7 protein-coding genes are annotated in these 13,327 nt (G+C 35.6%); 6 read left to right on the top strand and 1 reads right to left on the bottom strand.

The features are described from left to right. Positions 1 to 4 precede the first annotated feature (4 nt). From FCR2A7T_RS10790 to FCR2A7T_RS10775, 4 genes are all read left to right on the top strand, one after another. Entirely contained in the window at positions 5 to 1,621 is a 1,617-nt protein-coding gene (locus FCR2A7T_RS10790; RefSeq protein ID WP_023571327.1) for a hypothetical protein, read from the top strand. Beyond that, positions 1,608 to 2,417 carry an endo alpha-1,4 polygalactosaminidase gene (locus FCR2A7T_RS10785; protein WP_035118268.1) on the top strand — a complete coding sequence of 270 codons (810 nt, stop codon included), beginning with the start codon at positions 1,608 to 1,610 and terminating at the stop codon, positions 2,415 to 2,417. Before FCR2A7T_RS10790 ends, FCR2A7T_RS10785 begins: the two co-directional genes overlap by 14 nt. A gap of 78 nt (positions 2,418 to 2,495) precedes the next feature. Continuing rightward, on the top strand, positions 2,496 to 4,397 hold the full coding sequence (locus FCR2A7T_RS10780) for a hypothetical protein (protein WP_131473122.1): 1,902 nt from the start codon (positions 2,496 to 2,498) through the stop codon (positions 4,395 to 4,397). Between the two features lie 2 nt (positions 4,398 to 4,399). After that, positions 4,400 to 8,272: a DUF2194 domain-containing protein gene (locus tag FCR2A7T_RS10775; RefSeq protein ID WP_081709388.1), complete on the top strand. Its 3,873-nt coding sequence runs from the start codon at positions 4,400 to 4,402 to the stop codon at positions 8,270 to 8,272. A 56-nt stretch (positions 8,273 to 8,328) separates the two neighbouring features. Here FCR2A7T_RS10775 and FCR2A7T_RS10770 read toward each other — a convergent pair whose 3' ends face one another. Beyond that, positions 8,329 to 9,951 (bottom strand): T9SS type A sorting domain-containing protein, encoded by a 1,623-nt coding sequence (locus FCR2A7T_RS10770; RefSeq protein WP_023571323.1) that lies wholly within the window; start codon positions 9,949 to 9,951, stop codon positions 8,329 to 8,331. Between the two features lie 468 nt (positions 9,952 to 10,419). Here FCR2A7T_RS10770 and FCR2A7T_RS10765 point away from each other — a divergent pair, with 468 nt between their 5' ends. Further along, the gene (locus FCR2A7T_RS10765) at positions 10,420 to 11,286 is read left to right on the top strand and encodes an EamA family transporter (RefSeq protein ID WP_023571322.1); all 867 of its coding nucleotides are present in this window, start codon (positions 10,420 to 10,422) and stop codon (positions 11,284 to 11,286) included. 119 nt (positions 11,287 to 11,405) lie between these two features. Then, entirely contained in the window at positions 11,406 to 13,325 is a 1,920-nt protein-coding gene (locus tag FCR2A7T_RS10760) for a DUF294 nucleotidyltransferase-like domain-containing protein (protein WP_023571321.1), read from the top strand. Positions 13,326 to 13,327 lie beyond the last annotated feature (2 nt).

Below are 13,327 nucleotides of genomic sequence, written 5' to 3'. Positions count from 1 at the left end.
ACTTATGGACAATCATAGTCAAAATATCGAAAACCTTATCAACTCAATCAAGGAGAAAATTGGCAAACCCGTGAGCAATCGCGTGGTGGCAGCTACTATTGAATCATTGGGAATTCGCGATAAAGACACGATGAATGATTTTGGAATGGTTTCCATCAGAGCTTTGGCCGATTTTGTTTTTAAGAAAATTGTTTCCGCTCCGGATTACATTACGATACAAAATAAAAAAGAAAGAGAATTGGATAATTCAACAGCAACCAAAATCTTTCAGGCGTCTGATTATTTAATGATTAAGGCCAAAATATTCGCAAAATATTATCCAATGGGAATTTTACATCTGCTGCCGATTTTTGTTCAAATTATCGCCATCATTTTCTTCGGATATTCGTTGTGGACTTACGTTGGGTTCAACCATATGCAATCCACCGCAGTGGTTTTAGGCGTAATTGTGGGATTGATATCAACCGGTGGTTTTGTTCAGGTTATTGGCCGTCAGGCTTCGTTTTACTGGAATTATGAAGATTATACCATGACGCGAAAAACCATTGATTATTTAGTCATGATGGGAGCCAAATCTATTTTTATGGTTTTGACCGTGATTTTTTTTACCAACTTTTTTTTCCATGTGTTTCCCATGAAACTCTTGTTTGTTTTATTCACCTATGCCTTTATGGTGGGAATGTTGCTATTGGTTATTGCACCGCTGCATACCGTCAAACAACGCTGGTTCATTTCCATTGCCATTTTTCTGGCCACAACCATTGCAATTTTACTTGAAAAATTTACCTCAATTTCCGTTTACCTGACCCATTGGATCGGGATTACCATTGCCATCATTACATCCAAAGCCTATTTGTACTTTTTTTTAAAGAATAAAATCGACAAACGTCAGGTAGACTGCAATATGGAAATCAAAACACCGGTAATGTTGTATCAGAATTATCATTATTTTTTTTACGGATTTTTCATCTACATATTCATTTTTACCGACCGCATTTTAGCCTGGTCTGCAGATGTTAGCGGAACAATTCCCTATGCCATTTATTTTGAGAAAAATTACGAATTGGGAATGGACATGGCTATTCTCGTGTTTTTATTGCTTTCCGGTGTTTTGGAATACAGTTTGGCAGCATTTTCAAAGTTCATCGATATCGGTCAAAAAAACACTTCTTACAGTTGTCCGGAAAAATATAACGGAAGTCTTTATAAAATGTATTGGCAACACATCTCAATTCTTCTCGTGTCGGCACTACTGATTTTTATTTTGATTTATTTCATCATCACTTCTTCATGGGGTTATCAGGCCCAATTTAACGAAGTATTTCAGGAAGTCAGCTTGCGGGTTTGTCTCATTGGCGGAGTGGCTTATTTTTTTCTGGCATGGGGAATGCTCAACACGCTTTATCTGTTCACTTTAGGGCAACCGGTACAGCCATTGCGAGCCATAATAATTGCATGTTTGGTTAATGTGTTCACAGGGTTTCTACTCAGTCGTTTTGTTTCTTACGAATACAGTGTAGGCGGATTGTTTATTGGCGCGCTGACCTTCATGTTGCTGACATTAAAAGCAAATATCGTTTTTTTTAAAAATCTAGACTATTACTATTATGCAGCATATTAAACTTTTCTTGTGTGTACTTCCTTCATTGTTAGGATTTCAGGCTTTCGCAGGCAGTTTGCAAAAGCCAAATGTTTTTTTTTGCTACGGCAAACTGAATCCGATTGAAATTAAAGGTTATGATTATGTAATTCTCGAATCGAAACATTACAATCCATCCGACATTAAAAAAGTAAAAAAGCTAAACGGAAAAGTATTGGCCTATATTAGCTTAGGTGAAGTAAACAGTCAATCAAAACATTTTAACAAATTAAAAGACATTACTTTAGGTAAAAACGAAAACTGGGACAGCTACTATTTGGATTTAAAATCCGATTCGACTTCCCAAGTACTTTTCACTGAAATTGACAGAATGTTAGCCGATGGATATGACGGCTTATTTTTAGACAATATCGACAACTTTACCTCATTTGGCTTTCAGAAAGATCAACAATCGGAAGTTGTGGGTTTCATTGAAAAACTCAATGCAAAATATCCGCAGCATTTCATTCTTCAAAATGCCGGAATTGAACTAATTGACGCCACACACAATTTTGTAGATGGAGTAGTGGTAGAGTCTGTGGCAAGCAATTATACGTTCCCCGACAATTCTTATAAACTCCGTGACGAAAAAGAATACAACGAATACCTTAAAAAGCTCAACCAATTGCGCAAAAAATATAAGTTCCCCATAATACTGGTTGAATATGCTGATTCATTAGCACTATATAACGACATCAAGAAGCGAATTTCGAAAACCAATTTTTTGTATTTTATTGGATCGATTGATCTTCAAAAATTTCCACTTTTTAACGATTAAAACATAAATATGATAATTTCAAGTTCCATAATAACAGGTTTTGTGAGGCTGTGTCTCATGATTTTATTTTTGTTTTATATGAACCGGAAATTCATATCATATACCAAATCAGTTACTTATTTCGATTTTATTGCCAAACAGTGGTTCAAATACGGTAGCATTATAATACTACTTGTTTTCGGACTTGTACAACTTGGTATTTACAACTTACTGAATACTGTTATTCTTCTTTTGTTGGTTATTTATCTGGATTATTTCGGTATCAAAAACATACCGCAATCGATTAACATTACCTCGCAAAAAGTAAAAAGAAACATTTTTGAGCTGATTCAAAATATTGAGCTCAAAAAACCAATCGGATTTTTTGTTTTAACAAGATCCAACCCGGAAGAGCGAAACAACCGACTTTGGTATCTTTTTTTACTTTCAACTCTTGGGGTTGTAGCCTTTTACAGTCGGTACATCTTCTATCAATTCGACATGTTTTCCTTATCCGGTTCCTGGATTTCCGATCTTGAAAGTATTATTGATTTCGACTCTCAACAGTGGTTTACCAACGGCGTGGTACCAATTGGCGAACTAGCCATGATTAATTTTTACGGAAAGTTTGTAAGTATTAGTCCGGAAGCCGCTTTACAATCAGCAGGAATTTTAGAAGCGGTGTTAATAAGCGTTTTACTATTTTGGGTAATCAATACGATTTCACATTCCAAAATCATTGCGCCATTGGTTGCAGCACTTTTTTTTAGTGTCAGCTATACCATAATGCCGGTAAACATCACTTATATTTTACAGCACCAATCTTTGTTTTTAGCAATCAGTTTTGCACTACCGGCAATGGTTATCTACCTGAAACCCGGATTCATGCACAGCAACAACATCAACAGTTTCATCAATTATATCCTTGCTTTTACTGCTATTGGGTTAATTGATATTTTCACTTTGATTGTACTTATTTTTCCTTTTCTGATTATTGGGTTGTTAACATCGTCTTTTAAACACAAAATTCAGAATTTAGTTGCCATTTCAGCCTATATCATAGCGTTGGCAATACTTTTTGCCGTTTACGGAATTGCCTGTAACCATTTTGGCGACGATTTTAAATTATTCATCCACTCCGGATTAATGTCGGTTAGTGCTTATACCTATTTCTCGCATCTGATTGTTTCCTACGAACAATTGATGATTTATTATCAGTATTTAAGTTACGGCTCCATAATTTGCTGCTTGCTACTCCTTTTCTTTAAAAATGAAAAATGGAACGCCGCCTTGTGTTTTCTGCTTTACTTTAATTTCCTGGTGTTTTTATCCGAAATCAATCACAATTGGATTGACAACGATTTGGTGAAATTATCGCTTGGGATTTTCATTCCTGTGGTATTGGGAATTTCAATCGCACTCATCATTCGGATTACTTATTTCTTTTACACCAAAACAGAAGTTATCAAGCCGGCTTTTGCAGTGTTTTTAATAGCGGGCGTTTTGTATTCGGCGTTTCATTATCAGGAAAAGGAATTCAGAAAATTGCATAAAACCGATAATGTTCCGAGAGACTTAATCAATGTTTATGAAAAAATCACGTTGAGTTTTTATCCGTATTCGTATGCGGTTGTAAACGATTACACCACACAACCCATCAGCATTAACAAGCATTTTTTTATTCATTATACCGATTTTACCGCGAACTATTTAAAAAGAGATTCTGTTTATTTTAAAAACAAAAAGAATAAAAAATTCCTCAAAAAAAATCCGGAGTACGTACTGCCCAATAGTGTTTTGGTATTTATTTATAAAAAAGCAGACGACAAGAGCAATCGCATCATTGTAAACTGCGAAATAACACCTTTGATACTCTCAAAACTTGAGGTGCTAAAAAAAAGAGGGCGTAAAGTGAGTGTATTTTATGAAAGCAGCCTCATTAAAGTTTTTGAGATTGAAAACGTTCCGGGGCAAAGCAAAACAGACGATTTAATATTCTGATTATGAATAAGGTAACACAAAATACTTCATCAAAATTCTATGTCTTGTTTGCAGTTTTATTGCTAACAATCGCTTCAGGCTGCATGAAAATCGATGAAATTACCGGTGCAAACGCTTTTAACAAACGTAATGGAGAATTATCATTGCGCAGATACTCCGGTTTACCGTTAAACATTCCTCCGTTAGTGCAATTCATATCCGATAAAGGTGATATTGAAAGTCTCACACTTAACAGCAACATGAGAAAAGTTTGTGATTATACTAAAATTCCTTTTCAGAGCATCACACTTGAAGATTGGAACAAAAATCCAAAAATAGGGGATAATGTTCGGGTTTTAAGTTTGTTGAACACCAAAAAACTCAGCAATAAAAGTATCGATGTTATTACCGAATTTGTTGCAAAAGGCGGAACCTTATACATGCCTTTTGGCAGTGAAGACAAACGGTTTTCGTTTTTAGTCGGAATGAAACCGGAAAATGATTATGAAACGGATGCTGTTGCGGCGGGTTTTTTATTTAAAGATCCTGTTTTACCGGGATTTAAAGATCATGTTTATAAAAAAGGACTGAAATTTTACGGTTTAAAAGGAAGTGTTTTTTCAAATAAAATTAAAGTTTTAGCCACAGCGGAAAACAATCCGAATTATCCTTTAATCGTTAAAAACAATATCGGAAAAGGAAAGGTTATTTATTTCAATTCAACCTACTTCTTCATCAAAGAGGATAGGGGATTGCTGTTGTCCGGAATTCTTGACGGGCTGGAAGGAATTCCGTACCCGATAATAAATACCGGTGTTATTTTCTTAGATGATTTTCCCGCTCCGCTTTACGATATCAAAAAAGAACCGGTTGCTTCTGAAATGAATCTTACCATAACGGATTTTGTACATAATGTTTGGTGGCCGGATTTGGTGAAATTGGGAAAAAAGCACGATATCAATTACACTGCCATGACCACATTTGATTACAACGTAAATATTAAACCGCCCTTTTTATTTCGGGAATGGGATGCTAAAAAAGTAAAAATTGGCGATAAAGAATTAGGTCTTAGTAATTGGCTTGTTAATGATGTTGCAAAAAAAGGGCACGAACTGGCTTTTCATGGCTATAACCATGTTTCATTACTCGTTTCGGATTGGAAAAATCCTGATTTTATGGTCACTTCGCTTAAAGCTGCAGAGAAAAAATGGGAAGCGAGTGATTTTGGTGATTTGCCCGTAACCTATGTGCCGCCATCCAATTACATTGACAGAGTAGGGCTGAAACAACTAAAAAAGGGAATGCCTTCTTTAACATTCATGTGTAGTATTGTAGTTGGTGAAAAAAAAGATGGCGGTAACCGGGAGTTTGATTTTGATCCTTATGAACCTGATTTATTTGATTTTCCACGAATTTCGAGCGGATTTTATGTAGATCCGGATTTAAAATTCGCAATGTATTCTATGTATATGTATACCGGAATTTGGTCGCATTTTCTCCATCCGGATGATATTTACCAAATTCCAAGTACAACTGTGAGTAAATGGGAATACGATTTACGCAATTATGATAATCTAGGATGGTACAAAACCCCAAACAGTAGCCGCTCGATGTATGCCGAATTTGACAAATTGTTAAAAACGTTCCGAACCGATTTTCCTAATATCCGTTATATGGACGCCCGTGAAAGCGGTTTAATGACGAACGATTGGAGAGCATCTTATTTCAATCATAAATCGGCGTTTGGAATGTATACCGTGGAAAAATTAAAGCCGGAAGAATCCAATTATTCCCAACAGGATTGGTTCCTGTACGGTAGTAACGAAAAAGCGGCGCGGATTGAAGAACAACTGAAAAGACAGGGAGCAGGCTTTAAAAAATCGCCTTTTCTGGAAGGTTATTTATACTCCGTTCGAACCAGTAAACCAAAATTGGTAATGCCCGATTTTAAATCTGATTTAGCTTCCGTTGACTTAAATTTGGTTGTAGCCAATGTTAATCGGGATTTCAAATTATACAAAGAAGAAGTAAAACGATTGGCCAAAGAAGAAATCTGGCACGATGATTCTGATGAAAAACTGGCTTTGGAAATTGAAGGTTTGAGAAAAAGAATGCTTTCGGAACCTAAAATTAATCCGGAAGTCTGGGACAAATACACTGAATATCTTTCTTGGGAAGACAAAGCTGAAGACGTGTGGAAAATGCTCGAAGAACACTGTATAAAATATCCTTTGGCCGAAAATGTGATGTATTCCAAACGATTGAGCAAACTTGTCTATTATCCTAATGATCTGATTCAGGAAAAATGGATGAGCGCACAAATGCTGGTAACACCAAACGACAAAGACTTGCTTAACAGCTACGTAGCCTATTTTTATACGGCTGAAAATCAGGAAAAAATCAAGAAAGCGTTAATCAACCTGCTTAAAGTAGATACAACGCAAGAAAGTTTCCTGAAGTACATTGATTATCTGATTAATTATGAACCGCAAAACGCTATCATTGAACTGGATAAACTAAAACCTTCCGAAGAATATAAAGATTTGGCAACCGCAATCTGCTGGCTTTATGCCGATCAAAATGAGTTTCAGAAAGCCTATAATTGGTCGGAATTCAGTACCGAAATTGATTTTTATTCCAAAATGCAATGGCTTATTGAACTGAAAGACAATCCGAAATTAATTCGGGAATACAATGATTACATCAGTAAAAACCCTGACGATTACAGAGTTAAAGCTCAAATGAGTACGGCCTATCACGACATGGGAAAATTTAAGGAATCCTGGATTCTCGCCAATGAATTACCGGACGAAGCTTCCGACAAGGAACCGCTACGAAAAATGCTGAATACCGATGTTATCTATGAAGAAGCCGATATTCAGGAAGATCTGGCGAATCATTATTCCGCCTTATTTTATCCGGATGTGCTCGAAAAAGTATTAAAAACCGACCGACTCGAATACGGGAATTTCATAAATTATGTAACCGAAATGGAAAGTAACCGAAAAGACCTGTCGTCCTATAAAAACGTTTTGTCGTATAATATGTATGATAAAAAGAAAAACCTGCACGGCGTGGCAATTACCTACAGTTCGATGTACCGGCTTGAAAATGATCTTCCTGATTATATCGATAACAGAACCCATAATGTTTTCGGATTACAATATCAGTTTAATAATCCGAAAGCTTATGAAAAATTGCAATATTGGTCTAATTTCAGATACGAATATAGTCATTTTAAAAAATCATTCATACAGTTTGGTGCCGGAGCAAATTATTCCAAAAACAAAAGTTTTTCATCTGCCGAATTTAGAATTGCTCCGGTAGAAAATGGTCCGAGTCACAGTAAAAGTATTTATCGCTTTCAACTTAATTTGTACCAGGACTATACCTTTTTTAAATATTTCAACACCAGTTTGTCCCTCGAAGGCAATTATTACAACAGGAGTGAAGTGCTCAACAAAGATTATTATGCTTATGAATCCTACGAAGGAAGCGCCACAGGAAAAATAATTTTTGACCGTTGGGCAGAGAAAAAATACCGCTTTCTGCCTTTTATAGAATCTTCCAAATCAGAAGGTTCCTTAGGGAAATCTACCGTTCCGTTATCATCCGGTTATCCGTATTGGATGATTGATGAACGTTTCTATATTGGTGGCGGACTCGGTTTTGCCATCGGAAAAGCGGAAGATGATTTTAACATGAGAGTGGAAGGAGCGTGGTTTAATGATGATTATGCTTCGGAATTTACACGACTGATCGGAAATTGCAATTATCAGATTTTTGATTATACCGCTCTTACGACGTCATTTGAATTTTACCTTCAGAATAAATTTTATTCTAATGCGTTTCAGGTGGGCATAAAACATAATCTGAAACGAAAACAAAAAAAGTAGGAACTGTATAAAAAGACAGCTCCTACTTCAAAATCAAAAATCAAACCATTTCTTTTTTAGTGTTTAACAACCAAACGTCTGGTGTCGTTTATTGAACCGTTAGTAAATTTGATGTAATAAATTCCATCACTTAAACTTTCCGTATCGATTGTCATTTTATTAGCGCTCAATTGCGATTTTACATTTATTTTCTGACCCAACGAATTGTACATTACAATTGCATATTGATCAAGGTTTTCCATTTCAACAAAGATTTCATTGTTTGCCGGAACCGGATAAATTAATGCATTAACCAATGTATTGTCTGCTGTTCCAAGGTTATTCTGACTTCCAACAGTAACAATAGCATTTAAATTATTGTATCCGGTTGCTGCATCCCAAGTGTTAGCATTCGCCATTCTGATTGAATATTCCGGGCGGGAACTTAATCCGGTTGCTGCATCAGGAATAACCAAATACAAACGGTAGCTTCCCTGAATGATATTTGACGGTAAAGCAATGTTTTCTGAAATTGTTGTTTCTGCCTGACTTGTCCATAATCTCGGATCTGAAGCTAAAGCTTTAGTATATACATCATTGGTAACCGTATTTTTGAAAACGATATAAGCTGTCCTTTGGTTGTAAGGCGTTGCAAAACCAGAGTTTTTAATTTTCAACGTTACCGCCATTGTACCGCCAATATTAGTCATTTGAGGAAAACTTCCGTTAACCAATTCAAAACGATATCCCAATTTATTTTTAATGTCGTTAAAACAACCGCTTGATGAAAAACCACTAATAACAGACGCATTATAATCAGTATTCATATAAGACCAGTGGAATTTTTGCATTTCGGATAAAGCCGAAGTACAACCTGAACGCGGTTCGTTAACAGCACAGGTTTCGCCACCCATTGGTAAAAATTTAGTTTCCTGCTCTAAATATGGGTATTCTGACGATGTATTTGTATAGGTTCCAAAATCCGTTGAACTTGCCAAAAAACAATCGTTATGGTGACCAATTCTTGATAAAGCCGTACCGTTGTAAGCCTGAGTTTGCGTAATTGCAGTTGTTGTAGAATAGGTGTTTTGTTTTAATTTAGGTGTTCTGATCTGTACCATTCTTGAGGCAGGTAAAGCACTTAAAATTCCGTCTACAACCGCTTTTCTGTTAGCATAATCTGTTGAAGTTGGCGACATTCCGAAATAATCGGTATAGTACCATTCTCCCCAAGAACCGATGAAACCGGCCTGCATAACGGCGATAATATCAACGTTATTCTGCAATAATGGTCTAAGTTGTTCAATATGAGCTAAAATCTGAGCTTTGGAAGCATCGCGTTGTCCGGCAGTATCGGTATCAGAATATGCAAAACGTACTATACATTTTAAACCCGCATTTCGGATGGTATTAAAATCGGCTTGAACTTTATTTAAATAATCCTGAGAAATTGCAGTCGATCTGAAATTTTCCAAATAGAAAACACGCAATATCAATGAAATATTTTCGTTGTTTCTGTAATTGGTCAATGTAGATTGACTTAAACTTGTGTATCCGGTTGAGTGTGTTTCAGTGTGGTGATACAAACCTCTTTCAGGATTTGAAAAATTATCGGATGAAGCTGTGTAGGTTACGTTCGTAGTTTGGGCAAAACCAATAATCGAAAATAGTAAAACTAAGGTTAAAATGCTCTTCTTCATAAATCTTCTGTTTAGTTGTTATTGTTTCGAGTTTCATTTCAATTGTAACTCATTGCAAATCTATACGTTAGCTTCAAATAAAAAAACTTTTTTATCGTTAAAATGCGCTTTTTATCGCCAAAATACACTTTTTAACAAATTTCATAAGAGTATACATCAGATTTTAAGATTTTGAAGTACGAAAAATCGGAACATGTTTAGTTTTTATTAACATTATTTATTTTCAATTAATTAATTATCAAGCATTTACAATTTAAATAAGTAAGAATTGTAGTAGGGTATTTTTTCAAAAAAGTCAATTTTAGACAAACAGCATATTTTCATCGATGAAATGCATGCTTTTTTGGTGATTTTGGCATATTCCTTTTTGAACTATAATATACATTATGTAAAATAGAAAATTTCTTTTCTTGTATCTAATTCAAAAAATCACATAACTTTGCTTTTTAATGAAATTTGTCCCACTCCATGATTTACATCATCCTAAGTATCTGTTGCAGTGTCACTGTTGCGGTATTATTAAAAACTGCTCGCCGCTTCGGAATTAACATACAGCAAAGTATTAATTGGAATTATTTATCGGCATTGTTGTTATGCTTTTTTTCGTTTTCACCAAACCTTGCTGAACTATCAAATTCTTTACCTTGGAAATTTTATATTCCTTTAAGTATTTTATTGCCCACAGTATTTGTTTTGCTGGCAATTTCGATTCGCTATATCGGAATTGTAAAAACAGATATTGCCCAACGTTTGTCGCTATTTATACCAATTTTGGCATCGTATTTCATTTTTAACGAATCCATCAGTCAGCTAAAATTAATCGGTCTTTCCATTGGTTTTTTGGCCATTTTCCTTACACTGAACAAAAAAAATGATGCTACAGATGAAAAAAGACGCTGGATTTTTCCGTTAATCGTTTTATTAGGATTTGGAATAATCGATGTGTTGTTCAAACAAATTGCCTTAAATAAAGATGTTCCGTTTACAACATCACTGTTTATCATTTTTTGCGGCGCTTTTACCATCTCGTCCTTAATTAGTCTGTATTCGGTTCTGATTAAAAAAACCGCCTTGGAACTGAAAAGTTTTTTCTTTGGGATTCTGTTGGGTATTTTCAATTTCGGGAATATCTTATTTTATCTGAAAGCACATAAAGCCTTGGCTAACAATCCTTCTACTGTTTTTGCAGCCATGAATTTCGGAGTCATTATTATCGGAAGTATTATCGGAATCGTAGTTTTTAAAGAAAAAATATCCAAAATAAATTATATCGGAATTGCGTTAGCATTAACGGCAGTTATTATCATTACAGCCTCTCAATTGTATGCAATTTGAAGTTTGAGCTTCCCTCCTTTTTACATTTGGAGAATTTTAGTACTTTTAAAGAATCATTATCCGATTTACATAAACATATTATGCATCTGAAAATGAGCTATTAAACACAAAAAATTGATATGAGAAACCCTATCGCAGAGCGAATAGCCGATTTTTTAAAGCATTATCCGCCATTTACCAGTTTGACTTATGTGGAATTGGTAACGATTTCCGAGCAGATAAAAGTCGTTTATCTTGAAAAAAATCAGGTTTTATTCAAAATCGGAGATCCAACCCATGACTCTTTTTACGTTGTGGCTTCCGGTGCTATTGGTCTTTCGGTTATTTCAGATGCCGAAGAAACTCTAATTGATAAATGTGATGAAGGTGATATCCTTGGTTTGCGTCCGTTTTTTGCCAAAAACAATTATTTAATGACGGCAAAATCCAGAGAGGATTCCATTATTTATGCGATTCCTATTCAGGTTTTTAAACCCTATGTTACCGGAAACGCCAGTGTTTTAAGCTTCCTTTTGGAAAGTTTTGCTTCCAATACCCGTAACCCTTACGATAAAGACAATCGCGGAAAATTAATCTCCGAAAACGTGCTGTACAACGAACAGAGCGCTACAGACATTCAGTATTTCCAACCTATAAAATACACCAAAAAACCTATTACGGCCAGTCCGACCGATATTGTAAAATACATTGCACAAACCATGTCGAGCCGACAAATCGGAAGTGTAATCATTCAGGAAAATCAAATGCCGATCGGAATTGTAACCGATAACGATTTGCGTTCCAAAATTGCTACGGGACTTCATACAATAGACGTTACGGTCGATAAAATCATGACGGTTCCTGTAGTTACGGTACCCGAAGACATTTCCATTGCCGAAGCTCAAATGATGATGCTGAAACACAACGTTGGTTATTTATGTGTAACCCGCGACGGAACCGAAAAAGGCGCCATTTCCGGAATCATTTCAGAACATGATGTGGTTGCAGCTCAGGCGAATAATCCGGGAGTTTTGTTAAAACAGATAAAACGCGCCGATCGTTCCAAAGAATTAAAAGTGGTTCGAGATAAACTGACGGATTTGATTCAAAATTCGATTGATAAAAACATTCCGATTTCTCATATTACCAATGTAGCTTCTGAAATTACGATTGCCATTACAAAACGAGCGATTGAATTGGCTATAGAAAAAGTAGGTCCGCCACCGGCTAAATTTGCTTGGTTTAACCTGGGAAGCCAAGGAAGAAAAGAACAATTATTACTAACGGATGTTAATAATTCATTGGTCTTTGAAGATGTTCCTGCCGAACAATACGATGAAGTTAAAAGCTATTTCTTAAGATTAGCGGAACGCGTTCTGGAAACCTTTGAAAAAATAGGTTACGAAAAAAGTGCACAAGGACTAAATGCAAATAACGAATTGTGGTGTAAATCGTTGACTGACTGGATAAAACAATACAATACCTGGATTAATACTCCAGGTGAAAAAGGCGTGCAAACGAGTTCCATTTTCTTCGATTATGATTTCATTTACGGTGATTCCAGTATCGAAAAAACACTAACCGAAGAGATTTTCACCAAAACAAACAACAACCAATTGTTCTATGCTTTTTTAGGCACGGATGCAATTAAAAAACCTGCGCCATTGGGCTTCTTCCGACAATTTTTGGTAGAACAGGATGAAGAACACAAAGATACTTTCGACATCAAAAACAGAGCTATCACGCCTTTAGTGGACGCTGCAAGGGTTTTTGCCATCAGTAAAGGCATTAAAAACATCACAAATACCTATCAGCGTTATAAAAAACTAGCAGATTTAGAACCTCAAAATGCCGATTTGTATTTAGAATGTGCCGAAGCGTTTCATACGCTACATTGGTTTAGAACGGAAGATGGTTTAAAAACGGATTCTAACGGAAGTTATCTGAACATTGAAGAACTTACAAAAGTTGATAAAGTAAAGCTTAAGAACTGTTTTCAACCGATAAATGAAATTCAGGATTTGATTAAAAACCGATTCCAATTAACTTATTTCACCTAATT

Source organism: Flavobacterium cauense R2A-7 (assembly GCF_000498475.1).
Classification (GTDB): Bacteria; Bacteroidota; Bacteroidia; order Flavobacteriales; family Flavobacteriaceae; genus Flavobacterium; species Flavobacterium cauense.
Note: the sequence above shows the minus strand (reverse complement) of the source record. Positions and strands in the feature narration are given on the sequence as shown.